Source organism: Roseibium sp. M-1, assembly GCF_054515675.1.
Genome location: NZ_CM137257.1, coordinates 2,820,490 through 2,846,201, shown reverse-complemented (window position 1 = coordinate 2,846,201; position 25,712 = coordinate 2,820,490). Strand labels below are relative to the sequence as shown.

Annotated in this window: 25 protein-coding genes and 4 pseudogenes; 25 read left to right on the top strand and 4 right to left on the bottom strand. The window is 54.1% G+C overall.

The window, feature by feature from the left end:
• Positions 1 to 9: 9 nt before the first annotated feature.
• Positions 10 to 1,029 (top strand): capsular polysaccharide export protein, LipB/KpsS family, encoded by a 1,020-nt coding sequence (locus tag ACX3M4_RS12770; RefSeq protein WP_459358937.1) that lies wholly within the window; start codon positions 10 to 12, stop codon positions 1,027 to 1,029.
• Positions 1,030 to 1,041: 12 nt separating this feature from the next.
• Here the strand turns inward: ACX3M4_RS12770 and ACX3M4_RS12765 are convergent.
• Positions 1,042 to 1,985, bottom strand: a protein-coding gene (locus ACX3M4_RS12765) for an IS630 family transposase (protein WP_459358915.1) whose coding sequence is annotated in 2 segments (ribosomal slippage) — positions 1,042 to 1,649 and positions 1,649 to 1,985 — 945 coding nt in all. Because the reading frame shifts where the segments join, the coding sequence is not laid out codon by codon here.
• A 691-nt stretch (positions 1,986 to 2,676) separates the two neighbouring features.
• On the opposite strand from ACX3M4_RS12765, the gene ACX3M4_RS12760 reads away from it, so the two are divergent.
• The 22 genes and pseudogenes from ACX3M4_RS12760 to ACX3M4_RS12655 form a co-directional block, all read left to right on the top strand.
• Positions 2,677 to 2,874: a hypothetical protein gene (locus ACX3M4_RS12760; RefSeq protein WP_459358936.1), complete on the top strand. Its 198-nt coding sequence runs from the start codon at positions 2,677 to 2,679 to the stop codon at positions 2,872 to 2,874.
• Positions 2,864 to 3,568 (top strand): recombinase family protein, encoded by a 705-nt coding sequence (locus ACX3M4_RS12755; RefSeq protein ID WP_459358935.1) that lies wholly within the window; start codon positions 2,864 to 2,866, stop codon positions 3,566 to 3,568. The genes ACX3M4_RS12760 and ACX3M4_RS12755 overlap by 11 nt, the downstream gene beginning before the upstream one ends.
• A 15-nt stretch (positions 3,569 to 3,583) precedes the next feature.
• Positions 3,584 to 4,042: a recombinase family protein gene (locus ACX3M4_RS12750; RefSeq protein ID WP_459358934.1), complete on the top strand. Its 459-nt coding sequence runs from the start codon at positions 3,584 to 3,586 to the stop codon at positions 4,040 to 4,042.
• Between the two features lie 127 nt (positions 4,043 to 4,169).
• Positions 4,170 to 4,934, top strand: a complete 765-nt coding sequence (locus tag ACX3M4_RS12745; protein ID WP_459358933.1) for a recombinase — start codon at positions 4,170 to 4,172, stop codon at positions 4,932 to 4,934.
• 4 nt (positions 4,935 to 4,938) lie between these two features.
• Positions 4,939 to 5,562 (top strand): proprotein convertase P-domain-containing protein, encoded by a 624-nt coding sequence (locus ACX3M4_RS12740; protein ID WP_459358932.1) that lies wholly within the window; start codon positions 4,939 to 4,941, stop codon positions 5,560 to 5,562.
• 54 nt (positions 5,563 to 5,616) lie between these two features.
• Positions 5,617 to 6,054: pseudogene (locus ACX3M4_RS12735) on the top strand (calcium-binding protein); the annotation flags it as partial.
• A 61-nt stretch (positions 6,055 to 6,115) separates the two neighbouring features.
• Positions 6,116 to 6,358: a hypothetical protein gene (locus tag ACX3M4_RS12730; RefSeq protein WP_459358931.1), complete on the top strand. Its 243-nt coding sequence runs from the start codon at positions 6,116 to 6,118 to the stop codon at positions 6,356 to 6,358.
• A gap of 375 nt (positions 6,359 to 6,733) precedes the next feature.
• Positions 6,734 to 7,801: a nucleotidyltransferase family protein gene (locus ACX3M4_RS12725; protein ID WP_459358930.1), complete on the top strand. Its 1,068-nt coding sequence runs from the start codon at positions 6,734 to 6,736 to the stop codon at positions 7,799 to 7,801.
• Positions 7,802 to 7,828: 27 nt separating this feature from the next.
• Entirely contained in the window at positions 7,829 to 9,013 is a 1,185-nt protein-coding gene (locus ACX3M4_RS12720; protein ID WP_459358929.1) for a hypothetical protein, read from the top strand.
• A complete protein-coding gene (locus ACX3M4_RS12715; RefSeq protein WP_459359423.1) occupies positions 9,000 to 9,944 on the top strand; it encodes a Gfo/Idh/MocA family oxidoreductase in 945 nt (314 codons plus the stop codon). The genes ACX3M4_RS12720 and ACX3M4_RS12715 overlap by 14 nt, the downstream gene beginning before the upstream one ends.
• A complete protein-coding gene (locus ACX3M4_RS12710; RefSeq protein WP_459358928.1) occupies positions 9,929 to 10,906 on the top strand; it encodes a Gfo/Idh/MocA family oxidoreductase in 978 nt (325 codons plus the stop codon). The genes ACX3M4_RS12715 and ACX3M4_RS12710 overlap by 16 nt, the downstream gene beginning before the upstream one ends.
• 22 nt (positions 10,907 to 10,928) lie before the next feature.
• Positions 10,929 to 11,939, top strand: coding sequence for an NAD-dependent 4,6-dehydratase LegB (locus tag ACX3M4_RS12705; RefSeq protein WP_459358927.1), 1,011 nt, complete (start codon positions 10,929 to 10,931; stop codon positions 11,937 to 11,939).
• Positions 11,939 to 13,114 carry a LegC family aminotransferase gene (locus ACX3M4_RS12700; RefSeq protein ID WP_459358926.1) on the top strand — a complete coding sequence of 392 codons (1,176 nt, stop codon included), beginning with the start codon at positions 11,939 to 11,941 and terminating at the stop codon, positions 13,112 to 13,114. The genes ACX3M4_RS12705 and ACX3M4_RS12700 overlap by 1 nt, the downstream gene beginning before the upstream one ends.
• A gap of 33 nt (positions 13,115 to 13,147) precedes the next feature.
• The gene (locus ACX3M4_RS12695) at positions 13,148 to 14,047 is read left to right on the top strand and encodes a hypothetical protein (protein WP_459358925.1); all 900 of its coding nucleotides are present in this window, start codon (positions 13,148 to 13,150) and stop codon (positions 14,045 to 14,047) included.
• Positions 14,048 to 14,085: 38 nt separating this feature from the next.
• Positions 14,086 to 14,781 carry an acylneuraminate cytidylyltransferase family protein gene (locus ACX3M4_RS12690; RefSeq protein WP_459358924.1) on the top strand — a complete coding sequence of 232 codons (696 nt, stop codon included), beginning with the start codon at positions 14,086 to 14,088 and terminating at the stop codon, positions 14,779 to 14,781.
• Positions 14,782 to 15,045: 264 nt separating this feature from the next.
• Entirely contained in the window at positions 15,046 to 17,454 is a 2,409-nt protein-coding gene (locus ACX3M4_RS12685; RefSeq protein ID WP_459358923.1) for a hypothetical protein, read from the top strand.
• Positions 17,451 to 18,497: an N-acetylneuraminate synthase family protein gene (locus tag ACX3M4_RS12680; RefSeq protein WP_459358922.1), complete on the top strand. Its 1,047-nt coding sequence runs from the start codon at positions 17,451 to 17,453 to the stop codon at positions 18,495 to 18,497. The genes ACX3M4_RS12685 and ACX3M4_RS12680 overlap by 4 nt, the downstream gene beginning before the upstream one ends.
• On the top strand, positions 18,494 to 19,111 hold the full coding sequence (locus tag ACX3M4_RS12675) for a NeuD/PglB/VioB family sugar acetyltransferase (protein ID WP_459358921.1): 618 nt from the start codon (positions 18,494 to 18,496) through the stop codon (positions 19,109 to 19,111). Before ACX3M4_RS12680 ends, ACX3M4_RS12675 begins: the two co-directional genes overlap by 4 nt.
• Before the next feature lie 13 nt (positions 19,112 to 19,124).
• Complete coding sequence (locus tag ACX3M4_RS12670; protein ID WP_459358920.1) at positions 19,125 to 20,054, top strand: GNAT family N-acetyltransferase; 930 nt, start codon at positions 19,125 to 19,127, stop codon at positions 20,052 to 20,054.
• Positions 20,055 to 20,073: 19 nt separating this feature from the next.
• Positions 20,074 to 21,222, top strand: coding sequence for a UDP-N-acetylglucosamine 2-epimerase (gene neuC, locus ACX3M4_RS12665; protein WP_459359422.1), 1,149 nt, complete (start codon positions 20,074 to 20,076; stop codon positions 21,220 to 21,222).
• A gap of 9 nt (positions 21,223 to 21,231) precedes the next feature.
• Entirely contained in the window at positions 21,232 to 21,912 is a 681-nt protein-coding gene (locus ACX3M4_RS12660; protein WP_459358919.1) for a PIG-L deacetylase family protein, read from the top strand.
• A gap of 88 nt (positions 21,913 to 22,000) precedes the next feature.
• Positions 22,001 to 22,240, top strand: a pseudogene (locus ACX3M4_RS12655) (transposase); the annotation flags it as partial.
• A 37-nt stretch (positions 22,241 to 22,277) separates the two neighbouring features.
• On the opposite strand, the pseudogene ACX3M4_RS12650 reads toward ACX3M4_RS12655, so the two are convergent.
• The 3 genes and pseudogenes from ACX3M4_RS12650 to ACX3M4_RS12640 all read right to left on the bottom strand — a co-directional run.
• Positions 22,278 to 22,487, bottom strand: a pseudogene (locus tag ACX3M4_RS12650) (IS21 family transposase); the annotation flags it as partial.
• A gap of 86 nt (positions 22,488 to 22,573) precedes the next feature.
• Positions 22,574 to 22,912 carry a hypothetical protein gene (locus tag ACX3M4_RS12645; protein WP_459358918.1) on the bottom strand — a complete coding sequence of 113 codons (339 nt, stop codon included), beginning with the start codon at positions 22,910 to 22,912 and terminating at the stop codon, positions 22,574 to 22,576.
• Positions 22,912 to 23,145, bottom strand: a pseudogene (locus ACX3M4_RS12640) (transposase domain-containing protein); the annotation flags it as partial. The pseudogene ACX3M4_RS12640 and the gene ACX3M4_RS12645, both read right to left, overlap by 1 nt.
• Positions 23,146 to 23,451: 306 nt before the next feature.
• On the opposite strand from ACX3M4_RS12640, the gene ACX3M4_RS12635 reads away from it, so the two are divergent.
• Positions 23,452 to 23,631 carry a hypothetical protein gene (locus ACX3M4_RS12635; RefSeq protein WP_459356458.1) on the top strand — a complete coding sequence of 60 codons (180 nt, stop codon included), beginning with the start codon at positions 23,452 to 23,454 and terminating at the stop codon, positions 23,629 to 23,631.
• Positions 23,618 to 25,690, top strand: a complete 2,073-nt coding sequence (locus ACX3M4_RS12630; protein WP_459359421.1) for a recombinase family protein — start codon at positions 23,618 to 23,620, stop codon at positions 25,688 to 25,690. Before ACX3M4_RS12635 ends, ACX3M4_RS12630 begins: the two co-directional genes overlap by 14 nt.
• Positions 25,691 to 25,712 lie beyond the last annotated feature (22 nt).

The following is a 25,712-nucleotide window of genomic DNA, read 5'->3' as shown; positions in this document are numbered from 1 at the left end:
TAAAACTAGATGAAAATTGGTTTGGCTACATCTGGTTTGTGGAAGCTCCGCAGGGCCATCGAGTTGATGACACGCGCCAAGGCTTGCCGTTTTTGGCATTTTCATTCGGATTTAGAGGCCATTGCCGGTTGGGGACATAAGCCGACGGCCAACAGAGCGCGCAATGCCGCCAAAGCGCGTGGCATCCCCTATATCGCCTTCGAAGACGGTTTTCTTCGCTCTGTTTTTCCGGGCAACAGCGAAAAGCCGCTTTCGCTCGTCATGGATCGGACGGGCATTTACTATGATGCCAGGCAGCCGAGTGACTTGGAAGCTTGTATCAGCCGGCAGGCGTCCTCTCTGCTTCCGGTAAGGCAAATCCAAGCTGCGATGGAGTTTTTGCGGGAAAAACGGTTGTCGAAATACAACAACTCGACAATTCAGGACGTAAGCGGACTGGGGCTTCGCACGGCCAGACCGGAAGACCGGGTACTGGTCGTTGACCAGACTGCTGGGGACGCATCCATTGATGGCGCGATGGCTGACGAGAAAACCTTTACCACCATGCTGCAGGCGGCGATTACAGAGAATCCGGGTGCAGAGATCCTGTTGCGCATCCACCCGGAAACGGTGCTTGGCAGGAAGGCGGGGCACTTCAGTGAAAAGCGACTTCTTGAACTTGCAATGTTTCAGCCTGAAATAGGTCGTGCCTACGAGACCGGTCTTCTCAGGCTAACGTTCGAACCCGTCAACCCGTGGGCTCTTCTGGAAGCCTGCTCGAGGGTCTACTGCGTTTCGAGCCAGCTTGGTTTCGAGGGGCTAATGGCTGAACGAGAAGTCAATTGTTTCGGGATGCCGTATTATGGAGGCTGGGGGTTGACACGCGACAGATTACTTAAAGCGCCACAAAGAAGGAAATCCACCACGCTTGAGGCATTGTTCGCGGGTATTTATTTCGATTATTGCAGCTACTTCGATCATGGTGGAACACGGCAAGTCCTCTCCTTTTGGGAGGCTGTTGGACGATTGGCTGAAATTGGGAAGACCTAGAGCGTATCCGTTTTATGTTGGTTCATATCCGGCGGCAGCGAAGTAGTTTGCGCATTCCTGTGGTTTGAAGTGAGCGCAGAGGTCGCCAACGGAGTTCCACAAGGCGTCGACCGTACGCTCGGCCCTGGCGCGCAACAGCGCCTTGAGTTTCGAAAACGCCATTTCGATCGGGTTGAAGTCGGGACTGTAGGGCGGCAGATAGCGCAGCTCGGCGCCGGCGTTTTCAATGGCTTCCCGGACCCCGGCAGCCTTGTGAGCCGGGAGGTTGTCCATCACGACGATGTCGCCGCGTGACAGCGTTGGCACAAGGGCCTGCTCGACATAGGCCAGGAAAGCCAAACCGTTCATGGCACCGTCGAGGACCATCGGTGCCGTCATGCCGGTCAGGCGCAAGGCACCGGTGAAGGTCGTCGTTTTCCAGTGGCCGTGGGGCACTCCCGCTCGGCAACGTTCTCCCTTCACAGATCGCCCACGCAGCCGTGCCATCTTCGTATTCAGGCCGGTCTCGTCAATGAAGACGAGCCTGGCCGGATCAAGATCAAGTTGGCCGTCGAACCAGGCCTGACGCCGCATCATCAGGCCAGGGCGTTCCTGCTCCAATGCGTGTGCGGTCTTTTTTTGTATGTGAACCCGCGCGAGCGCAGCCAACTGCTCAACATGCTTCTACCGATCTTCAAGCCACGGTCTTCGGCAAGGCAGGCGACCATCTCGTCCAGCGTGATGTCCTTCTTGTCCTCGATCAGGCCAACGATGAACCCGTCGTGCGGATCAAGACGGGACGCGTTCTTGCGTCCCGGCTTGCGGGGCTCCGTCTCGCCCTGTCCAGCGCGCGCGATCCAGCGGATCGCACTGGAAGCGCTCACACCAAATCTTGCCGCAGCCTGCCGCGCGGAGGCTCCTTCCCGAGATGCTTGCAATACCCGATCCCGAAGATCGCAACTCAGTGCCCGACCCATCAAATCGCCCTCCAGTGATGGAAAGCTTGAATCAGACATCAAACGACATGTCACTTCACATTCGATTCATCGATAAACGGATGCGCTCTAGATGTTTAGTCCCAGCATGTGATGGTCGGGTTTGACGATAAAAATGCCGGGCATTGATTTCCTGACCTTAGACCCGTTCCTCGTCCGGTTTAGCGCGGAGTCCTTCGGTTGTTGCACTGAGACCCAACCTTGGATCGCCGGAGGCTGGAGTTTTCCGGCTTATTCACGGTGACGGGCTGGGATCGCCACCGGGATTATGCAGCTCGATCGGGACGTTGTACCCGATCGCTGAATGAGGCCGATCCTCATTGTACAACTCGACGACAGAACACCCACGGGACCGGTGATGAGCGCGAGCTTCTTTATCCTTGGCATCCCTGGGCGGGGCAGCAGGTTCATATCCATGAGGTAATCGAGAAGGCCGGCGTGACGGTCTTCCGTTGCAGTCTTTCCGGTCAGGCGTCGGATCGATTGCTGGAAGCTCCGGCCTGGATGTTCGACCGGACCGCGTGCACGACCTGGCATGTGACGGCAGCGCCGCATGTCAATTTCACGGCACTTCGCGCCCTAGCCGAGCTTCTCCGGGACATGGGTACCCCCTCGCATTCGTAGGAGATGGGCGCAGCATTGGTTTCTCACGACACGAATCGGGGAGAAGTCCATGCCGCGCCAGCCGAAGACATACCAATTCGATCTGTTCCCGACACCGAACGATGCCGAGATAGAGCCGACGCCGCAATGGCAGGCGCTGCCCGCCGAGACGCGTCAATCCGTGATGAGGCTGATGACCCGCCTGATCCTGAGCCACATCGACGGCGAGCGCGTCGTACAGCGGGAGGGCACGGATCATGATGCATGAGAAGATCGGGCCGCACCATCTGGAGCGCAAAGCCATCCTGTATGTCCGGCAGTCGTCTGCTCATCAGGTTCTGTACAACCGCGAGAGCAGCTCGCTTCAATATGCGATGCGTGATCGCCTGACGGCGCTCGGCTGGTCCCGCATTGAGACGATCGATGACGATCTTGGTTGTTCTGCCGCCGGCGGCGTCGCACGCGCCGGTTTCGACCGGATGGTCGCCGAGGTCTGCCTTGGCAAGATCGGCGCGGCCGCCGCGCGGGAAGTGTCTCGGTTTGCTCGCTACAGCCGCGACTGGCAGCAACTCATCGAGATGTGCCGGGTGGTCGACACGGTACTGATTGACCAGGAGACGGTCTATGCGCCGCGCCAGGGTAATGACCGTCTGCTTTTGGGGCTGAAGGGAAGCCTCAATGAGTATGAACTCGATCTCTTGCGCCAGCGTTCGCTCTCAGCCCGCTACGAGAAGGCCAAGCGCGGCGAACTCATCGTCGCAGCGCCCGTCGGCTTCGTGAAGGTTGGCGATCGTCTTGAGAAGGATCCGGATCGGCGTGTTCAGGAATCCATCACCTTGGTGTTCGACAAGGTCGCGGAACTTGGCAGCGCTCGTCAGGCTTTGATGTGGTTCCTTGAGCATGGCCTCGATTTGCCAGCCAAACGCAACAATGGTGATGTGGTCTGGCGCAGGCCTAACTAGGCGACCATCCACCGGATGATCGAGAACCAAGTCTACGGTGGCGCCTACGCTTATGGCAAGACACGGGCTGCGCCGGGATTTGGGTCAACAGCCAATCGATCGGGTATCCGCCGCAAGGCGCGCGAGGAATGGCTTGTGCTGATCCCGGATGCCCATGAGGGCTATGTCAGTTGGGAAAGAGCTGAGGCGATCCGTAAGATGGTCAGCGACAACGTACCCTCGAGCAGGCACCATGGAGCACCCAAGCATGACGATGCACTGTTGGCCGGGCTCGTTCGCTGCCGGCGCTGCGGCCGCAAGCTCACGGTGCGATACACGGCACAAAGCACAACATTCCGCGTTATTCCTGCTGGCGGGGTCTGCTCGACAATGGCGAACCGCGCTGTATCGCCTTTGGCGGACTGCGTGTTGACGACGCGATTGAGGAAGCACTGCTACGTGTCGTTGAGCCGGTGCGATCGCTGCGGCCGCTGAGGCTGAGGCGCAGGCTGCCGGTCGACGCGACCAGGTCCGGGTCGCTCTCGATCGCGATCTGCAAGCTGCCCGCTACGCTGCTGAGCGGGCCTTCCGGCAATATGACGCTTCCGATCCCGAGAACCGGTTGGTCGCTGCGGAGCTGGAATCCCGTTGGAACCAGGCGCTCATCCGTGTCGGGGAAATCGAGAGCAAGATCACCGCGCATGATACCGCGACACCGAGGCCATCACCTGTGTTGGAAACGGATTTCACGGCACTGGCGGCAGACCTTCAGGCTGTCTGGTCGGCACCGACGACGGATGCCAAGCTTAAGAAGCGGATCGTGCGCACCGTGATCCAGGAAGTGGTTGCCGATATCGACGACGATGCCTCACAGATCGTTCTCGCGATCCATTGGATTGGGGGCGCCCATACCGAATTGCGCCTGCCGAAGCGGCGGCGCGGGCAACGAAACAGTACCTCCAGCGACATAATTGCAGCCATGCGGCAACTGGTACTGATTGCCAGCGACGATGTGATCGCCGGCATTCTCAACCGGAACGGCTTGGTGACCGGGCATGGCAATCGCTGGACACGCGAGCGGGTCACCGCGCACAGATCGCATCACAAAATCCCCGTCTTCCGAGCAGCGCCGGACGGGAACGAGCCTTGGCTAAATCTGAATAAGGCGGCACGCTTGCTCGGTGTCGCACCGAAAACCCTCAGGCTGGCCGCCGAAGCTTGCGAGATCGAGGGCGTTCATCCTCTGCCGGACAGTCCGTGGATCTTCAGCCGAGCAGAACTGAGAAAGCCCCGAGCCCAGCAAATCGTTCGTCGCGCAAGAAAGAACCCCAAATACCCCGCGGGATCGCATTCCGATCAGCAAAACCTATTCACTTCAACGACATAGACAGATGGGTGTTATGAAACAGGATTGTAGTGTCTACCTCATCATTACCCTGACTTCGCCCGACGGTACGGTCAGCACTCTGCTTAATCGTGAGGGCGCAGCGTTCGGCGGTCTGTCATCAAGCATCGATCTGGGCGACTGGGTGTTCAGTACGAATGCCTTCAGGGGTATGGACAATCTGCAGGGCGACTGGGTCGTCGCCATAAGCGACAATGCCGGCGCCGACACCGGAGCCGTTGATGAAGTGACACTGAATTTCTATGGCGAAACCACTTACGTGGCTGACGACAACTACATCTTCACTAGCGAATACGCCGATTACGCCGGCACGTTTGGCCACTCCCAGACGTTGGCCGACACAGACGGCGGAATTGATAATGTCAATACGTCGGCACTTTCTTCGAATAATACGCTCCGCTTGTTTGGCGGTGGGACTTCTGTGATTGAAGGTGTCTCGGTGACAACCTCAGGCTCCACAATAGAGAATGCAATAACCGGTGACGGCAACGATGTCATTGTCGACAATGTTCGAAGCAATGTGTTGAATGGTATGCGCGGCAATGATGTCTTGTTTGGTGGCGACGGCAATGACGTTCTGATTGGCGGGTTCGGGAGTGACACGCTGTAAGGCGGTAGCGGTTCCGATTGGGCAGATTACCGTGACTCGAACGCGGCTGTACGGATCGCCCTCGCTGGTCGTGGTACACCGAGCGGCGGTCATGCCCAAGGAGACAGTCTGTCCAGAATCGAGAACGTTTTCGGTTCCAATTTTGGCGACACGATTTCCGGGAACGGCCTGGCAAATTATCTGCGCGGCGGGGGAGGCAGTGACACGCTGAACAGCGGTAGCGGGAACGACCATCTTCGTGGCGACGCTGGCAATGATGTTCTTATGGGGGGAGCCGGAGCCGATATATTGGATGGTGGATCGGGATCCGACTGGGTTGATTATCACGCTTCCAACGCTGCTGTGATAATTGCGCTAGCTGGCAATGCAGTGCAAAGCGGCGGCCATGCAACCAGCGACACGTTGATCAGCATCGAGAATGTGGTTGGCTCAAAATTCAACGACATCATCTCCGGCAACGGTCTCGACAACTATTTGCGGGGCGGTGACGGCAACGATGTGCTGAAGGCGGGGCAATGGGGACGATACTCTGCGCGGCGACGCCGGCAATGACGTGCTGCTTGGCGGAACCGGCGAGGACACGTTTTTTTTCACCGCCTGCAGCGGCTCGGATTCGATCCTTGATTTTCAGGACGGCTTGGATGTGATCTTCATTGCGAACTGGGTCTCCTCCTTCGCGGATTTGCCCCTCTCCATGAGCGGCGCCGACACCATAGTGGACTTCCTGGGTACAAGCATCCAACTCAACGGCATCAATTCCAGTCGGATCACCGCTGACGACTTCGCCTTCGCGTGAGGCAGAGCCAATTTATCTTTGAAGTGGCCAGTGAATATTGGCCACTTCATTGCAATCAAACAGACGCTGGAGATGGATTGAATGTATCCGGTTCAAAGTAGGAACACGGATTCTTAGTAAGTACTGAATTCATTGTGTGCACCGCTATTTTGTTGCCGATGCTCTTATGTGGTCTGCGCTCACGCAAGCCTTGCAGCAATACGCCAACTTTCCGACATCGGCCCAATAGGCTCTTTCAACTCTAGCCGATACGGTGTATACCCCCCTCGGCATTCATAGGGAATGCAAAGTAGCTGCCAAAATTTGTTCCAAGAATTGATGTAAGTTTACTGCGCATTAGTTTGAGCGCGGTGTCGTCTCACGGAGGAAGATGTGATGGTCACTCGACTTCATCCCATAGAATCGACTTTGATTTCTTCTGAAGCCACCATTCTGGAGGCGATACAGGTTCTCGACAAAAGCGCTATGCAAATCGCTGTCGCGACCGATGGCGCTGGCCGGTTGGTCGGAGTGGTGACCGACGGCGACATTCGCCGGGCTATTCTCCGCAAGATATCAATTGACGCGCCCATTTTCTCAATCATGAACGGGAATCCCGTGACTGCGCGGGCCGACGCGTCCCTAGTTGAGCTGCGTGAATTGATGAATTCGAAAACGCGGGTTCTAAGGGTGCCGGCACTGGATGAAAACGGCGTCGTTGCCGGTTTGTTCATGATTGAGGATGTTGTATCCGATAACAGCGCAAATACGCCAATTGTTATCATGGCCGGCGGCATGGGTACTCGCCTCCGACCTCATACAGAAAGCATTCCAAAGCCTATGGTGCGTCTTGGCGAAAAGCCCATTTTGGAGCGTATTATCGATGTTACGCGAAACCAAGGATATAAAAATTATTATATTTCAGTTCGTTACTTGAGCGAGAAAATTATCGATCACTTTGGTGACGGTTCCGACTGGGGCATATCGATCCAATATGTACAGGAAAAAGAGCGGCTCGGTACTGCAGGTGCATTGAGACTAATTGCAGACAAGCTCGATGAGTCGTTTCTGGTGATGAACGGTGATCTGGTAACCAATATGGACTTCAATAGCCTGAGCCATTTTCATCGGGAGACGGACTCTATTGCAACCATGTGTGTGCGCGAGCACGACATGCAAATTCCTTATGGTGTAGTTGATCAAGAAAATGGACGTTTGCGGCAGCTGAGTGAAAAGCCCGTGATGAAGAATTTTGTGAACGCAGGTATCTATATGCTTGACCCTGTTACTCTCAACTACGTTGCTCCATCAGGTTTTTTTGACATTACGACGCTATTTGAAATTCTTATCGAGGAACATCCTGAAGCGACATCTACCTTTCCAATTCGCGAATACTGGCGTGACATTGGGACGGTTGAAGATTTGAGGCGCGCATCGGAAGAAATTAAAGAGTATTGCATTTAGATTTTTCAACGATAACGATTTTACGTCATGTCTTGGTTGCAACTATGGAATTTGAAAAAACTGATAGCAGATAGTGCTGTCTGGCCTGGTGCGGTGTTCAAATCCCTGATTGGGTCCGGGGATGATTATCAGAGTATAACCGATCGTCTATTGCTCCTGCAAAATTACGCGTCATTAGACGTCCGAACCACGCTGCATGTCATAGAGTTCGCCAGGCTTGGCCTTATTCCATTCAACAATACTGTCCAATGCGGGCGCTCGGTATTGGACCGCGACTTGCCGGAGCGAAAGCGGGTGGCAGTATCCCGCGCATTTATGAACTACCTTTGGGAACGTGTCGGTCCAAATGAAGAAACTTTGACTATGGCCAGATTCCTCGCAGGATCAGACAAGTCCTCGTCACACGATAAACTCCGCGCCGCGGCGCTTTTGAATGCTGGGGGAAAAATCGATGAGGCCGCCAACCTTCTGCATATTATCAGCAAGACACAGCCAAGGTTGCTACTTCAGATTGGATATCTTGAACTAGGCGTACTGTGTTCTAGTCTAGGGCTTGTCGACAAGGGGCATGCCAAGTTATTGCTAAAAGTACGTAACAAACTGGACACGGCGAGAGGGACATTTCAAACGCTTGTGCAGACGAGCGGCGAAAGTTTCATTGCCATCGCGAATGGCCCGTCCGTAGGGGCTCCGAGTGGTAATTTCGCCGAGAAAAAGAGGCTGATAATCAGGTTCAATAATTTTCCTGACCCGCAAACAACGCCTGCGAGCATAGGCAGGCGGACAGATGTTTGGATACGGAGCCACGATACCGCTTATGTGCCGCTGCGAAAGATAGATAATCTGAAACACGTTGTTGTCTCGGGATGCGATTGCCATCATCGCTTTTCGAACGGTTTTCAACATTTTTCAAGATTGCTTTCGCTGGGAGTGAGCATCGAGGTGGTGCCAACGCCGCTTTACCATATGCTTTTTCAAGAACTGAATGCTTCGCCCAGCGTAGGGCTTATAGGGATTTCCTGGCTGCACTTCCTAGTGTCAAGAAAATTACATAATGACGAGGTATCAGGTTTTGATCTTGATTTGAATACTTCCAATAAAACTCTTTATTCTAACGGTGTGTCTAAGGGATTGCGACCCGGCAGACACAATTGGCAAGCTGAACATTGCCTATATCAACGAATAGTGGAGGCGGACCCTGTCAGATCCTAAAGTCGCGCTCGTCGGTTGTGGCAACATCGGCAAGCGGCATCTTGAAGCATTGGCGGCCCTTGAGCAAAACATCGAGGTCGACATCATCGAACCTTATGCGCCAACACGGGAGACTATCACCGCTCCCGGACATCTGTGTATTCGTTTGTTTGATGATGTTTCGAAGCTTGATGGAGAGTATGACCTAGCAGTTGTCGCAACCGCCGCAAACGGACGCCGTCAACTCCTCGAAGATCTTCTCCAAGAACGCCGGATACCAACACTGCTAATTGAAAAATTTCTTTTCACTCAAACACGGGATTATTTCCTGTTTGATCAATGCTTGGCAGCTTCCGGGACCGTCGCTTTCGTGAACTGCGGGCGCCGAGGCTTCGATAGCTACACGAAACTGAAAGAAGATGTGGGGTCCCGGAATCGGGTTTCGGTACATCTGAATGGAGCCGGCTGGAACCTGTGTTCCAATGCGATTCATTTTGTCGACATCATCGAGTTTGTTACGGGTCAGAAGTTCGTTTCGCTGGTCGGCGAAAGGGTGGATCCGGAAGTGATGCCGGCAAAGAGGGCCGGCCTGCTGGAACTGACGGGCATACTGGATGGTCGGCTAGAGGGTGGTGGCGAGGTCGTGATCGAGTGCGCCAAAGGACCGTTGATGTTGCCAACGATCACATTCGATGTTGGCGGTGAGCAGTGGGTCGTCAACGAGGCCGCAGGCAATGTGATCCAGCTGAGAGGCGGTAAGCAGATTTCAAGTACAGCGTTTGAAACGCGTCATGTGAGTCAGATGCCTTACCTCTATTCCGAACTGATTGATGGCCGCTCACGCTTGACATCCTACGCTGCATCCGCGCATCAACACATGCTTTTGTTGAATGCTCTTCGCCCGAAATTGGGCCTTTCGAACGAAAATGATGATCCATGTCCAATTTCTTAGACAATGATTCCGTTCTTCTTGTCGGAGCAGGCCCTATGGCGAGGGCTTACGCCGCAGTGTTGGAAGCCATGTCCCGGCCCTATCATATAGCCGGCAGAGGGGAGGCATCCGCCACGCAATTCGAGCAGGAGTTCAATAAGCGGCCCGGCACGGGACCGTTCGAGGTACAGCTTGCCGCGATGGGAGCCGCGCCACATACGGCCATAGTGGCGGCCAGCGCTGCCAACCTGGCACAGGTGACGCGTCAGCTCTTGACGGCTGGAACTAAGCGGTTGCTGGTTGAAAAGCCTCTGGGTTTCGATATTGAGGGCGTCGTAGAGATCGCTGCCTTGGCGGGAGCGGCGCAGGCTGAAGTTTACGTCGCATATAATCGCCGTTTTTTTGCATCCACCGAGTGCGCGGCCCAGTTTATAGATGAGGACGGTGGCCCGCTTTCGGTGAAGTTCGATTTTACAGAATCATCCCGAAGAATTGAGGCGCTCGACAAGAACCCCTTGGAACTTGATGGCTGGTTCTATGGAAACTCTTCGCATGTGATCGACCTGGCGCTTTTCCTTGGCGGCGTGCCAAAGTTTTTGCAGGCCCAGTCAATGAATGGCCTTTCCTGGCACTCGCGAGGCGGCATATTCACCGGACATGGTGAAACCGTTTCTGGCGCAGCAATGTCCTGGCATGCAAACTGGCTTGCGCCCGGGCGTTGGGGGGTTGAAGTCATGACGAGGAACCGGCGCTTGATCATGCAGCCCATAGAGCAACTGTTCGTTCAGACCCACGACAGTTTTGCTGTCACCCAGGTTAAAATCGACGATTCTCTGGATAAGAAGTTCAAACCTGGATTGTACAATCAAACACACGCTTTCCTGAACGCTCCAGACGATGCGCGGCTGCTTTCTGTTCAGAAATTCGCTGCAATCTGCCCCATCTATTCCGTGATGCGGGATGGCGGTCACTACACAATCTAAAAAAATCTAAAGGAACCTTGGAATGAGTTTATCCAAGAAGAAAGTGCTCGTGACCGGGGCGGACGGTTTCATCGGATCTCATCTGGTGGAGGCTCTGGTGCGCATGGGGGCCGAGGTCAAGGCATTCTCGCTGTACAACAGCTTTGACACGTGGGGCTGGCTGGATCACGTTACTCCAGATGTCCATCGTCAGTTTGAAGTCTTTTCCGGCGATATTCGCGACCCTAACGGTGTCGCCGACGCGGTAAACGGTGCTGATGTCGTGCTCCACTTGGCATCGCTCATCGCCATTCCCTATTCCTACCACTCGCCCGATACCTACGTTGACGTGAATATCAAGGGCACGCTCAACGTGTTGCAGGCCGCTCGTCGGTTCGGTGTCGAGCGTGTTGTGCATACCTCTACGAGCGAAGTTTATGGCACAGCCCAGTTCGTTCCGATCACTGAGGAACACCCGCTGGTCGGCCAGTCGCCATATTCAGCCTCCAAAATTGGCGCAGATCAGATAGCGCTATCGTTCTGGCGCTCATTCGGAACTCCCGTCACCGTGATCCGGCCGTTCAACACCTACGGTCCTCGGCAATCGACCCGTGCGGTCATACCTACCATCATCACCCAGATTGCGAAGGGGAACCGGACCATCCAGCTTGGCAACTTGACACCAACACGAGACTTCAGTTTTGTCACGGATACGGCCAATGGGTTCGTGTCCATGGGCGAGGGTGAGAATGTTCTTGGCGAGGTAGTCAATTTTGGATCTGGTTTCGAAGTTTCGATCCGCGAGACGGCCGAGATAATTGCCGATGCGATGGGCGCCGAAATCGAACTCGTCTCCGAAAATGAACGCCTGCGCCCCGACCTCAGCGAGGTCGAACGTTTATGGGCATCGACCGACAAGGCGCAGCGCCTGTTGAACTGGACGCCAAGTCATGGCGGACGAGACGGCTTCGTTAAAGGTATCGAAAAGACGGTCGAATGGTTCAGCGACCCTGCCAATCTGGCACGATACAAGACGGACAGGTACACAATCTGATGGAAGTGCTCCAACTTGATCTGGAACAGGCTTATCAGGCTCTAAGGGATGTGGCGGGTGGCGATAGATTCGTACCGCTCCACGCACCGCATTTCGGCGGAAAAGAATGGAGCTATGTAAAGGAATGCCTGGATACGGGCTGGGTTTCCTCGGTCGGCAGTTATGTAGACCTCTTTGAGCAGATGCTCGCGGAAATCTGCGGCGTCCAGTACGCCGTAGCAACGATGAACGGAACCGCGGCGCTGCATATTGCGCTTTTGATCGCGGGCGTTCGCCCGAACGACGAGGTCATCGTTCCGACACTGACCTTCATTGCAACGGCCAATGCCGTTCATTATTGCAGGGCAGTGCCGCATTTCGTCGACAGCGAGTGGGACACACTTGGGCTTGACAGCGGCAAGCTGGACGAGTGGCTGTCTGAAATCGGAGACTGTCGGGAAGATGGCCTCTACAACCGTCAGACCGGCCGACGGCTCGCGGCCGTCGCGCCGATGCATACCTTCGGGCATCCGGTCAAGATGCAGGAGCTAGTCGCAGTATGCCGCAAGTGGGACATTCCGATTGTTGAAGATGCGGCGGAATCGCTCGGTTCGCTCTATTTGGATAATCCGCTTGGCGGCTGGGGGCTGGTCGGAGCCGTGAGTTTCAACGGAAACAAGATTATTACAACTGGCGGCGGCGGTGCGGTTCTGACGAATGATGCCCAGATTGCGAAGCGTGCCAAGCACATTACCACGACAGCCAAGGTGCCTCATGCCTGGGCATTTGTGCATGATGAGATTGGCTACAACTACCGTTTGCCCAACATCAACGCTGCCCTTGGCTGCGCGCAACTTGAGCAGCTCCCGAGGTTCCTTGCGAGCAAGCGGCAACTCGCCATGCGGTATGCCGAGCGCCTGCAATCCGTCGAAGGTCTAAAGTTTTTCCGGGAGCCGGAGAATTGCGAGAGCAACTATTGGCTTAACGCTGTTATCCTCGACGAACCGCGCGAGCGGGACGAGTTTCTTCAATACATGAATGCCAAGGGACTTATGACCCGGCCGTGCTGGACCTTGATGTCCGAGCTCGAGCTATTCCGTCATTGTCCGGCGTCGGATTTGACGGTAGCCCGGGACATATCGGCCAGTCTCGTCAACATCCCAAGCAGCGCGTCTATTGTTTCTCAAGTCGACTAGTTCCGACAAACGCAATACCGAAGGAATTACACTATGAAATCTGTCTACATCACTGGGCAAATGCGTAGCGGAACGTCTCTGATATCCAGCTATCTCGGACAAAACAAGGGGTGCCGGATTCTAGTCGATCAGTTCCGGATTGTAACGGCATCCAAGGAAGTGATGAACGATCGTTGGAGTGACTTCGAAGCGCCGCTCAATCTCATTGATCGAATGAAATTGTTCCGATCCTTCCTCAACGTTACACTTTGGTTTGGCCGGGGCAGCGAAGACGCGAAACGAACGGCTCTGAAGCGAATAGAACCTTTCAAACGCTACATTTCCCGGGTCAGAACGATGGACAAATCTCCTCATATCCGGGATGGGGATATCGTTGATCTTCCACCATTTTCCACGCAGCTGGAGTTTTACGAGGAAATGTTGGCACATGTCCTCGATCCAGTCGAGAAACTTGGTGTCGCAGTTATGGGCAACAAAGAAACGCGAGGCGAAGAGTTCGCTAATGCTCGCGCGGCTACCGGAAAAAAGAGCATTATCATTATTAGAGATCCGAGAGCCACGTTGTTTTCGTTTGTTGAAAAGGCCCAAAAAGACCAGGCTTTCAAGGTAAAAAACGATGTTGAAGAAGTGATTGGGCTTTGGCTTCGGAGCTTCGACGAATTCACCGCGACCACTTCGGCACTAAAAATTCGCTATGAGGATTTTATCCTAGAGCACGAAAAAACTATTTCCCAAATGTCAGACTATCTGGGCCTTCCATTGCAACCCAATCTGAAGCCCGCGACGAATAACAGCTCCTACGGCGACGTTGAAAAAGGTGAACTGTCCGGAAAGGCGCTTTACAGGTGGCGTCAAGCAGGAGACACCGATTTTTCCGAAATGATCACCGAACGGCTTAAGTCGAAAATTCAGGATCTTGGATACGAATTATAGGCCAGACGGAGTCTGGATTAAAAGGAAGTTTTACTGAAATGTCGGCGTTTAAGCGTGTAATTTGCAGCGTTTGTGCTCGTGGCGGGTCCAAAGGGGTGCCGGGTAAAAATTTGCGTTTGATGTCCGGCAAACCGCTACTTGTACATTCTCTGGACCAGGCAAGAGAAACCAACCTATTCGATGTGATTGCCGTAAGCTCCGATGATGCCGATATTCTTCAATGCGCTAGGGACTGGGGGGTGGACGTTGTGGTGCAGCGACCTGACTGGATGGCGAGCGACACAGCTGCGAAACCGCCAGCAATACTGCACTGCGTGGAAACTGCGGAACTAGAAACGGGAATGAGATTTGATGCAATGGTTGATTTGGATGCAACCTCACCCCTGCGGCACCTTTCAGACATTGAGAGCGTTATGAAAATGCTGGAGACTGATTGTGACAACGTCATCAGCGTGTCTCCGAGCAGGAAATCTCCCTATTTTAACCTAGTCGAACTGCAGGAGGATGGTTTTGCCCGCTTGTCGAAGTCGCATGACACTCCCGTTGTCCGTCGGCAAGATGCTCCAAAGTGTTTCGATATCAACGGATCGGTCTATGCTTGGAGTCGATCATCCTTCTTTGAGGGGCCTAGGGCTCTTACATCGCGCACTAGACTATATGTAATGCCCGAAGAGCGCAGTGTTGATATTGACACGGAATTGGACTGGAAGATTGTAGAATATTTGATGTCATAGTTTCATTTGTTATTTCAGGGCATATCGATGTTTGTATCGCGAAAGAAAATGGTAAAGATGATTCTGGATTTTTTGTCTAAAGTCGAAAGGCAGCAGGCAAAAATAGTATTATTTATATTGAACTCAGTGTTCGGGTATCGGGTTGCGATTTGGTATTTTCAAAAATCTCATCTCCTACGGAGAACGCCCGCGCGCCGTAAGTGGTTAAGGTCCCGAGTCGTTGGCCGTCTAGGTCAAGATGGAGATCGGAATTGGAGCACGCAAATGCTCATTGTCCGTCCGGATGCCTTTGAGCTCTTGGAATTTCTATCACTAGATGATGGTTGGATAGAGCCGGAGCTATACAAGAAAATAGTTCCAGATATTCTGGCCTCGATAAATAAGCGGCCGGAAGTTGGGGTAATTGCGGTAGAAGCTCTTCTTGACAAGGGGCAATATGACTTTGCGCGGGAATTGTTCGAGGAAATCGTAAGAACGGGCCGCATCGGGCGCGGCGGCCTTCTCCGCTCCTTCTCGGCAATTATGCCAAGAGAACTTTCTGCACCGGAACTGGAAAATCTAGGCCAACTGACGTTTGACGATCTTCGCCAGCGCGAATGCAGACACCGACTGTTGGTTATGTCCGAGAGACTGCCCCCCTCAGTTGTTCGGCGGCTCGTGCGTGGCGCCGAAGAGGTCACAATGGTTTTGTATGGCGACCTATACGGTAAAATCGATTTGAAAGAAATTCGACATGCTGTTCCAAACATCAAGATCAATATAGAACATGCGAGAACCCGCGCGGATCGATTTGACGATCGCTACTACGAGATTCATAAGAGAACAGCAGAATGTGCAAAATTCATTGTGGACGCAAATATTCGCTGTCTTGAAGAATTGGCTGGATTCGGACGGCATAATTCCCTCCTCGCAAAACTGATGTCGCTGGAGTTGGCAGATACGATTTTCTTCAAATCGCTGAGAAATAACGCTGTTCTATCGGCAATAAAAGATGCCGAATTTGACGATATTATTATAGAGTTTGGAAGAAATGCGGAGCTGTATAGAGTAGTATCATCTTTACCGGGTATTTTTGCGGATTCAAGAGTGCGCGGGTGCTGTTGGTCAGATAGTAGAAAGGTAAGGGAAGGTCATATAACGAGGCTGCGTTCTGCGCATAAGTATATCTCCGATTTTAATGAGTTGATATCAGCAGGCGTTAGCGCGCATCGCCCGACAAAATACTCAAGCGAATTAAAGAGGTATTTGGAGTCTGTATCTTATCCCCGCAGGAAGGGTGGTAAGTACTTTTCAGATAGGCCTATGATTGTTTTGGCTTCTAGTCTGGACAGAGCGTATTTGAACGATGCGGCCAAAATGGCAATCGAGCTGTGCAAATCCTTCAATGTCGATATTATGTGGGGAGAAGTCTCATCGAAGTCCTTGGAAGCTGCTTTGCTGCGATGTTCGCAAGAAAAGCAAAATGCAGGTGATTTGGAGTATGGGATCCCGGGAGTAATTAACGTCGCTGCACCAGTCGCTAAGATTCCGCCTAGTATTTTTCGTGATTTTCTAGATCTTTGTGGGGGGAATATTCAGTACAGTATTCGATATCTTATTGAAAGGAATTCACAAGATCCAGCGGTATGCTCAGCACTGCTTAGTCAAGCTGATACTGGCATCCCAAGGACTCTTTTAGCGGCTATTGGCCGGATGCGAGCAGGCGCCTCAGCTATCCGCGAGCACGACTATAAGACAATGCTCATCTGCTCTGCGCGCACTGCGACGAATGCTCAACAGGCGATCCCGGCTCGCTATCATCAGATTCCGACTATTGCAGTTGAATCTCATTGCCTGAATGCCTCTTATTGTCGGTATGCGTCTATTTTTACAGACAAGGTAGCTTTGTTCAGTAAGTATTTTTCGGAAGAGTATGAACGGTATTTCGGCATTTCTCAAAACAACGCATACCCGATCGGCTCACCAAGGTTCATACGGCCCTTGAATTACGATCCGATCCAATTCAGAAGAGAGGCGCGGAACAAGCTTGAGCTTCACAATGATGATGAACCCTTGGTGTTTCTGCCGACCCAGCCGCTACCCTCGCAAAAGGCGGCCGACGCGGTGCGTAGAACTGTAAAAGCACTTCGTAGCATTCAGAGACCACTTAGACTCATCATAAAACCTCATCCGGAGGAGGGGAGCAATCGGGTAGATCTCTACCGATCCGTTATCCGGGAAGAAGATTGCCAGCATTTTGTCGAGGTTCTTGAGGGAGCGGATTTTCGTAATCTGTTGTATGCCAGCAGCATGGTTCTCGTATTTTACAGTGTGACTGCAATCGAGGCGGCAATACTCGAACGACCTGTTGCGATCATTGGATTTACGAACGAAGATTATCCGGTTCCATATCATAGTATTTTGAACGTTCCGTTCTGCGTCTCGGAAAGTGAAATTTCTTCTGCAGTTCTAGATGTTATTGAACACGGAGCTTCGTCTTTGTCCAGCGCCGCCAATTTTCGTCAGTCTCACGAATATCTGTTGGATCAAGAATATTTCTCGCGTCTTTCCGATGTTGTAAATGGTGCAATCGCGGGAGGTGCAAACTTGATCCGGTCCGAGGCCGACTTCCCAGCAACGCCGTTTGTTACGGCTCCCTTTAAGCCGTATTTTGGGCAAGGATCGAAGTCATGAGCAGCATGCAGATTGGACACCACAAGATTGGCGAGGGCTTCCCTTGCTTTGTGATTGCCGAAATTGGCGTCAATCATAACGGTGACGAACAGATGGCGCAGGCTCTGATTGACGCTGCGAAGCGGACGGGGGCCGATGCGGTCAAATTCCAGAGCTTCAACGCTGACCGGTTGGTCGAAATCAACACAGCAACCGCTGCTTATCAAAAAACAAACACCGGCAAAGGCAATCAGCACGATCTTTTGCGTGAGCTGGAGCTGAGTTTAGTAGCTCATCGACGCCTTATGGCGCACTGCAATGAAATCGACATTGTTTTCATGTCCTCCCCCTTTGATCTAGAGAGCATTGATTTTCTGGATGAGCTCGGGGTTCAAGCTTTCAAGGTGCCTTCGCCCGACTGTGTTTCAGGCCAATATCTTCGTCATATGGGCGCGAAAGGCCGGCCGGTCGTCCTCTCTACCGGCATGTGCAATATGGCGGATGTGGTATACGGCATTGAAACGCTGAAAGCAGCAGGGAGCGGGCCTATCGCCGCGCTTCACTGCACAAGCTGTTATCCAGCACCGGTCGATCAGCTCAATCTTCTGGCGATGGAAACTATGGCGCGCGTTACCGGCGCTCCGATCGGATATTCGGATCATTCCTCCGGTATTGCCATCCCTACGGCAGCAGTAGCACTTGGTGCATGCATTATCGAAAAACACATCACCTTGGACCGCAACTTGCCGGGACCGGACCATAGCGCCTCCATCGAGGAGGCGGAGTTTACAGCAATGGTCGCCGCAATCAGAGAGGTGGAAAAAGCGCGCGGTACAATCTTCAAAAGGCCGCAACCATGTGAGGAATCCGCTCGCAAACTTGCCCGGCGAAGCCTTGCGACCAAACGTGACTTGCCTGCTGGACACCGGCTCACACGGGACGACCTCATCCTTATGCGCCCCGGCGATGGCTTCAGTCCTCAGTTTGAGGATGTTTTGATCGGCCGTGTTCTATCCTCCGCAATCCCGGCGTACAATCTCGTCAAACCGGAGCATCTCAGATGACGGGGGCGTTGCCTCTTATTCTTCTTGGGGCCGGTGGCCATGCAAAAGTAATTGCAGATCTTGCCAGCGCCCAAAATCGCCCTGTTCTGGGCCATGTCTCACCCGGCGCTGCGATTGGAACGCCCGTTGGGCGAAGCAAGATGATCGGCAATGATCTGGATGACGTTTGGAATCTGTTTCCTGGTTGCGAATTTGTAGTTGCAATCGGCGATAACAAGATTCGGTGGGGTGAACTTTTGCGCTTGGAACAGGCAGGGGGCCAGATCGCGACCCTAATCCATCCGCATGCATACGTCTCGAAGGATGTGCAGGTTGGTTGCGGATCGGTCATCATGGCCGGCGCCGTGGTACAGCCTGGCACGTTTATCGGTCGTGCCTGCGTTGTCAACACCGGAGCGACGGTTGATCACGACTGCCGTATTGAGGACGGGGCATTTATCGCGCCCGGCGCAACGATTTGCGGCGCCGTTGGAGTTGGGCGCTTGAGTTTTGTGGGAGCCGGGGCAAACGTTGCTCCGAACAAAACTCTGGGGGATAGCGTGTTCATCGGCATAGGAGTGTCGGTGACCGAAGATGTTGCTGCTAATTCCAGAATAGTGGCAAAAAAGGCTTAAGCGAAGATTAGATATGGAAATACGGTTGTGGAAACCTGGCGACGAAACCGCCATTATCGAACTGTTCGAGACAGTTTTCTCGCGACCCATGTCGATCGAATATTGGAGATGGCGGTTCCTGAACCATCCTTCTGGAGGGCCTTTGGTCGCGTTGGCATGGGACGGGGACAAGCTTGCCGGTCACTATGCGGCAAGTCAGGCGCCGTTGGTGATTGACGGCCAAATAGTTCCGGCCGCCCTTTCCACGACGACAATGACGCACCCCGACTATCGCGGGCGGAGGCTCCTGGAGCGGACGGCCGAGTGTCTATACGAAGTTCTCGCGAGTCAGGGGTATCTTGGTGTCTGGGGCTTTCCTAATCAGAACGTGAATGCGTTGCGCCAGATGAAACTCGGCTGGTTCAACATCGATGATGTCCCTGCGCTAAGCTGTGAAGCCGGGTCCTTACCCGCTGATGACCCGAATGTCGTTGAAGTTGACGGTATCGACAAAAGATTTGCGGAGCTTGCTGAACGGACCTGCAGGCAGACACACATATCCGCCTTACGCACCACGGATATTCTGAAGTGGCGTGTCGATCGGAACCCGATAAATTCTTACAGGCTTTATTGTCTTACGGACGGAGATATCATTCGGGCCTACCTAATCGGAAAGACTTATCAGGATACAGAATTTGACATCGTCGAGATGAAGGCGGATGACACCCGGTCGGCGAGCTCAATCTTGCAGTCAGTCATTGGAAAGAGTATTAGCTTTGGCATCAGTCGCGTCAATGCTTGGTGCCTACATGCCGATCCTCACCGGATTGTCTACGAGAGATTGGGTTTTGCCGCGAAGGCACCGCTAACTTACTTCGGCGGCAGGGCCTTCAGGCGTCTGGGTACCGATTTTGGCGACTCGCGTATGTGGCGACTGTCTTTTTTGGATTCCGATTTATACTGAGGTTGATTTGTCAAAACGAGTGTTCTTTCTGACTGGCATAAGATCAGAATACGATATTCTGGCTCCCGTGATCGATGCCGTTGATCGTACGGAAGGATTGGAGACGTCCGTTATCGTCACAGGTGCCCATCTTGTAGAAAAATTTGGTCATTCTGTTCAGCAAATAGAGGCGGACGGCCGAGATATTATCGCACGTATTCCCTCTCTACCAGAAACAGACAGCTTGTCGAGCCGGGTTCACGGAGCGGCCAAACAAATCGCAGGAATGGCGGATCTCTTCGCGGAGAACAGACCGGATTTCTTGGTGGTGATGGGAGATCGGGAGGAATCGATAACTGGGGCGCTATCGGCCGTCTACCACAACATTCCGGTGGTTCATATCGGGGGCGGAGATCATGCGGAAGATGGCAATGTCGACAATCCGATCCGTCACGCTGTTTCAAAGTTGTCGCATCTTCATATGGTGACGACTGAATTGAGTGGCCAGCGTCTAAGGCGCATAGGCGAAGAGAACTGGCGGATACATGTAGTTGGTGCGTCAGGTCTCGATCGATTGCTGTCGACGCAGCATATGTCGCGAGAGCAACTCGAGCAGGAAATCAATGTGGCCTGGAATGGCAAGCCTTATGTTGTTGTCCTTTATCATCCGACAATCTCGGATTTCGAGGAAGCACGTATTCATATGCAGACCATCTGCGGTATCCTAGAAACATCCGGTCTAAACTTAGCCATCATGGCGCCGAATTCCGATCCTGGAAATTTCGCGATTGTATCCGAAATCGAAGCGCTTGTAGAGCGGTGCAACAGGGTCCGCAGTTTCAAGTTTCTTCCACGTAAAACATTCGTCAATCTATTGAGGCATGCGCACGCCATGGTCGGCAATTCCTCCGCTGGCATTATCGAAGCTCCAAGCCTAGGTCTGCCGGCGATTAACATTGGTGTGCGTCAGCGGGGCCGGGAGCACGCCGACAACGTCATCTTCACTGGCTACGAAGCGGCGGAGATTACGGAAGCGTTGAGAAAAGCCATGTTCGATCGGGATTTCCGGGGAAGGGTGGCTCTAAAGCGCTCGCCATATGGAGACGGTACCGCGGGAGTGAGGATTGCGAGCGTGATCAGAGAAGCGACGCTAGGTCCGGAACTGATGCACAAGAAATTCGTGATGTAGGAACAGAGTATGCTAGGAAGCAACAAAGAACCGGTTCTGGTTGTAGCGCCGCATGCAGATGATGAGACGCTTGGCGCGGGAGGATTTTTGTTACGCGCGCGGGCCGAAGGGCATCCGATCCATTGGTTAATCGTTACTAAAATCTCAGTGGATGACGGGTGGCCGGAAGAGAAGGTAGTCAGGCGAGAGCGTGAAATAGCTGAAGTGACTGGTGCTTTTGGATTTGAGAAAGTGCACCGGCTTTCCTTTCCCGCTGCAAATCTGGACCTAGTGAAAACCAGTGAATTGGTCCAATCTATTGGAGCTGTCGTCAGAGAAGTCGCTCCAGCAATGCTTTTGTTGCCACATCGCGGCGATGCGCATAGCGACCACCAGGCCGTACACGATGCGGGTATCGCCTGCGTCAAGTGGTTCCGATACCCATCGATTCGGTGGGCATTTGTTTATGAGACGCTGTCGGAAACCGACATCAGCGCAAGAAGAGACGACTCATTTAGGCCCGAGATCTTCATCGAAATTACAGACTATCTCAGCGAGAAAGTCCGAATACTCAATCTGTTTGGCGACGAAATACAGAATTTTCCATTTCCGCGAAGTGAATTGGCCATAGAAAGTCTGGCGCATATCCGCGGAGCGGCGTCCGGGTTCAAGGCTGCGGAAGCATTTATGGTGCTTAGAGCACGAATTTAGCCGTATATGTCCTACGTTGCATGCATATAACTCTGCAAGATTTTAACAACTGGACGCCCCGAAAAACCGCCGCAATGTGGAGCGCCGGCGGCAGATCTGGTTCAAGGCCCAGCCCGACCTCGACCCCGAGCGTTTGGTGTTCATCGACGAGACCGGCGTCTCCACAAAAATGGCACGGCTTCGCGGGCGCTCGGCACGCGGAGAGCGTTGTCGCGCACCGGTTCCACACGGACACTGGAAGACGACGACATTTGTTGGAGCTTTGCGCTTATCGGGCATTACAGCGCCCCTGACGCTCGGCGGAGCCATGAATGGCACCGCATTCCTGTAACCACCCGATTGTCACCGCCTGCCCGAATTGACGTAAGCGATAAAATGCCCATGGCGGCTCGGTATCCCTGTTGAGGATGACGCCGCTCCCGCATCAGCCGTTCCACCAGGGTGGCTGTGTTGACGCCGATCCGTCCGGCCCGTTCGATCAGGCTGGCCGGTGTTGTGTTGGCGTAATGCTGATGGGTCTTGGGCATATGAGCCGCGACAGTGACGTGGCCGGATCGCTGGGACCGGCGCATATGGCGTACCCCTCCGGTGAAGCTTGCTGTTACCCATAAGTTGTGCTCGGTCTGATTTACCCTATTGATCTCGAAGAATCCGCCGTGATTCATTCTCTGGCACCTTCAGGTAACAGGTAACCGGCCGATTGTGCCCGCGGCGATTGAGCCTTGACGCGGGCAATGAAGTTGGGATCTGAGACGAAGTCTTCGAGGAAGCCGTGCCAGTTTTCGGTTGAGCTTCTGGCGTCGGCCAACATGTCTTTCAATTCGTGGATGCCGTCGTCAGTAAGCGCGGTAACATAGTCGTCCTGACCCGTTTGGACGCTGACGATGCTGCCGTAGGTCAGGTTGTCATCGTTTTCAACGATGGCTTCGAGGAGCTCAAGGTCTTCACCGAGCAGCTGCGCGACACAAGCGAGCGTGGTGACATGAGTGACCGCGGCCATCAGGCTGCCTCCGCGCAGGAGACCGCCATGGGTTTCCAGTTCCAGGGAAGCAATTCGTCGAGACGGTTGATCTTGTGATCGTGGATGCGGTCGAGAACATCGGCCAGATAGGCCTGTGGATCGAGCCCGTTCATCTTGACGGTTTCGATGACCGTCATGGCACGCGCGAGTGTCTCGGCACCGGTGTCGGCGCCGGCGAATAACCAATTTTTCCGGCCGATACCCATCACCCGTTCATTCTGCCCATGTCGGCGAAGAGTGGGAAGTTCATTATCGTTGGCATCCCTATTTCGGTCAGAAGGTTATCGTGCGGCAGGTAGAGCAGCGGGCCACTGGTCAGTTTCTCAAAATAGAAGGACCGTCTGGCATTGTTGTCTCCGTTCCTGGCTGGATGGTGGATCCCCTCGTCTGCGCCGACATGAGAATTGGCCAGCCACAGGTTGATCTTGCAGCGCTGTCGGATCTCAAGAGGCTGGTCACGCCGTCTGCTGCTCCCGCACACTCCCAGAGCGAAAATGGAATCGCAAGGGAGAAAGTCGATGAAGCAGCACAACGCGCCCGCGCCGACTGCGGGAAGGCAGATGAGCATGATGTTCGAGCCCTGCAAGGTGGACGGGATGAACGAGGCGGAGCGGACGGAGGTCGTAACCGCGCTTGCGCAAGTTCTGATGCAGGCAGCCGGCCTCATCGTGGAGGATCTCGATGATGACCGGCGTTGAATTGATCCCCACGCAACTCCTGAAGCGCAAAGCCGTCGTTTATGTGCGGCAATCGACGCAGTCCCAGGTCATGACCAACCTGGAGAGCCAGCGGCGGCAATACGACCTCGTCAACATTGCCCGCCAGCACGGATTCATCGACGTTGAGGTTATCGATGACGATCTCGGGCGATCCGCGAGCGGGACAGTGGCGCGCCCCGGTTTTGATCGTCTGGTGGCATGGCTGTGTGCAGGCAAAGTGGGCGCTGTTTTGTGCCAGGATGCGTCAAGGCTCGCGCGAAATGGCCGTGACTGGCACCATCTTCTGGAGTTGTGCGGACTCGTTGAAGCCCGTGTCCTTGACCACGACGGCATATACAATCCCAGCCAACCCAATGATCGTCTGCTCTTGGGTATGAAAGGCAGCATCAGCGAGTTCGAGCTCGGCGTGCTCAGGACGCGGATGCTGGATGCCGCCAGGTCGAAGGCGCGCCGGGGCGAACTACGCTTATCAGTCCCATTCGGTTACATCTGGCACCGCGAAGCGGGTCTGGGGCTCGATCCTGATCTACGCTTGCAGGAGGTGATCCGGCTCATATTCGCCCGCTTCGGGGAGTTGGGCAGCGCGCGCCAGGTGTTGTTATCGATGACGGCTGACCAAATCCACTTCCCTCGACCTTCGGATGAGGGTCGTATGACCAGCTTTACCTGGTTGCCGATCCGCTATCGCAACGTGATATCCGTTCTCAAAAATCCGTTTTACGCAGGCGTTTATGTTTACGGGAAAAGCGAGAAACGGACCTCCATCGTCGATGGGCGCGCGCGGCGGAGCTATGGCCACCGCAAGCCGGTTGGGACCTGGGAAGTGTTTATCAAGGATCATCACGAAGGGTACATCAGCTGGGACGAATACGAACGAAACCAAAAACAGTTGGCGCTCAACAACTACGGTCGCGCCGACGGTGTGAAATCGGGCCGCGGAGGCCGAGCTTTGCTCTCAGGCATCCTTACATGTGGCCGGTGTGGCCGGCGGCTGACCGTTACCTATACAGGGAACCCGCAAAGTCGGCCGGTCTATCGCTGCGACAAGCCCAACCTGATGATGGGCTTGCCCAGGTGCATGACCTTCGGTGGGCCCCGGGCGGATGCGGCTGTTGCGCGTGAACTGCTGCGCGCGGTAGAACCCTTGGCGATCGAGGCTGCGTTTGAGGCGGAGCGGATGCACCGGGAACGACAAGATGATCAACGCCAGATCCTCGATCTGGAACTTCGGCAAGCGCGCTACGACGCCAATCTCGCCGAGCGCCGCTACGCAGCCTGTGATCCCGACAATCGTCTAATCGCCGCCCAGTTGGAGAAAAACTGGGAAATAGCGTTACGCCGTGTGCGAGATCTTGAAGCACGCAAGCCGGCCGAAAACTCATCGACCATCGAGGTTGACCCAAGCGCTTTTGCCAACATGGCGGAAAACCTGTCCGCAGCCTGGAACGCCCCCGATGTCACAATGCGTGCCCGTCAGCAGCTGCTACGGACTTTAATCGCCGACATCATCGTCGATGTCGACGATACGGTGCGCGACATTGTCCTTACGATCCACTGGCGAGGTGGCCAGCATTCAGAGTTGCGCGTTCGCAAACCCCAACCGGGAGAGCATGGTTGCGCGACAACTGACGATGCGTTGGCAGTGATGCGCAGCATGGCTGGCCGTTGGTCTGACGAGCATATCGCCGCGTCGCTTAATCGTATGGGTTTGCCTACTGGCCAGGGCAAGACGTGGACGGCGCACCGTGTCTCATCGGTTCGACGGGTTCGCGGCATCCACGCCTACCGTTCTGCCGAAAAAGGTGGCGACTGGCTCACCATGAGTGAAGCCGCAAGGGCTTTAGGCGTGACACACCACGCCGTACGGCGACTTATCAAGACCGGTATTCTTCCAGCTGTGCAGGTCGTGCCGGGCGCGCCGTATCAAATTCGCGCTGACGACCTGGCGTCGGAGTCCGTCAAAACTGCGATAGCCCGAAAGGGTCGCCCGTGTCGCAAACTCGACGCGGACACACTTCCAATGTTTACAGACACTTGAATATGGAGTGCATAATGAAACA

Excerpts from the sequence above, each read along its gene's own strand:
- ACX3M4_RS12680 (WP_459358922.1), top strand. The coding sequence starts at position 17,451 with ATGAGCAGCATGCAGATTGGACACCACAAGATTGGCGAGGGCTTCCCT.
- ACX3M4_RS12630 (WP_459359421.1), top strand. The coding sequence starts at position 23,618 with ATGACCGGCGTTGAATTGATCCCCACGCAACTCCTGAAGCGCAAAGCC.
- ACX3M4_RS12720 (WP_459358929.1), top strand. The coding sequence starts at position 7,829 with ATGTCTTGGTTGCAACTATGGAATTTGAAAAAACTGATAGCAGATAGT.
- ACX3M4_RS12635 (WP_459356458.1), top strand. The coding sequence starts at position 23,452 with ATGAAGCAGCACAACGCGCCCGCGCCGACTGCGGGAAGGCAGATGAGC.
- ACX3M4_RS12760 (WP_459358936.1), top strand. The coding sequence starts at position 2,677 with ATGCCGCGCCAGCCGAAGACATACCAATTCGATCTGTTCCCGACACCG.
- ACX3M4_RS12710 (WP_459358928.1), top strand. The coding sequence starts at position 9,929 with ATGTCCAATTTCTTAGACAATGATTCCGTTCTTCTTGTCGGAGCAGGC.
- ACX3M4_RS12670 (WP_459358920.1), top strand. The coding sequence starts at position 19,125 with ATGGAAATACGGTTGTGGAAACCTGGCGACGAAACCGCCATTATCGAA.
- ACX3M4_RS12725 (WP_459358930.1), top strand. The coding sequence starts at position 6,734 with ATGGTCACTCGACTTCATCCCATAGAATCGACTTTGATTTCTTCTGAA.
- ACX3M4_RS12700 (WP_459358926.1), top strand. The coding sequence starts at position 11,939 with ATGGAAGTGCTCCAACTTGATCTGGAACAGGCTTATCAGGCTCTAAGG.
- ACX3M4_RS12660 (WP_459358919.1), top strand. The coding sequence starts at position 21,232 with ATGCTAGGAAGCAACAAAGAACCGGTTCTGGTTGTAGCGCCGCATGCA.
- ACX3M4_RS12690 (WP_459358924.1), top strand. The coding sequence starts at position 14,086 with ATGTCGGCGTTTAAGCGTGTAATTTGCAGCGTTTGTGCTCGTGGCGGG.
- ACX3M4_RS12755 (WP_459358935.1), top strand. The coding sequence starts at position 2,864 with ATGATGCATGAGAAGATCGGGCCGCACCATCTGGAGCGCAAAGCCATC.
- ACX3M4_RS12675 (WP_459358921.1), top strand. The coding sequence starts at position 18,494 with ATGACGGGGGCGTTGCCTCTTATTCTTCTTGGGGCCGGTGGCCATGCA.
- ACX3M4_RS12695 (WP_459358925.1), top strand. The coding sequence starts at position 13,148 with ATGAAATCTGTCTACATCACTGGGCAAATGCGTAGCGGAACGTCTCTG.
- ACX3M4_RS12705 (WP_459358927.1), top strand. The coding sequence starts at position 10,929 with ATGAGTTTATCCAAGAAGAAAGTGCTCGTGACCGGGGCGGACGGTTTC.
- ACX3M4_RS12770 (WP_459358937.1), top strand. The coding sequence starts at position 10 with ATGAAAATTGGTTTGGCTACATCTGGTTTGTGGAAGCTCCGCAGGGCC.
- ACX3M4_RS12685 (WP_459358923.1), top strand. The coding sequence starts at position 15,046 with ATGCTCATTGTCCGTCCGGATGCCTTTGAGCTCTTGGAATTTCTATCA.
- ACX3M4_RS12645 (WP_459358918.1), bottom strand. The coding sequence starts at position 22,912 with ATGGCCGCGGTCACTCATGTCACCACGCTCGCTTGTGTCGCGCAGCTG.
- ACX3M4_RS12750 (WP_459358934.1), top strand. The coding sequence starts at position 3,584 with ATGATCGAGAACCAAGTCTACGGTGGCGCCTACGCTTATGGCAAGACA.
- ACX3M4_RS12740 (WP_459358932.1), top strand. The coding sequence starts at position 4,939 with ATGGGTGTTATGAAACAGGATTGTAGTGTCTACCTCATCATTACCCTG.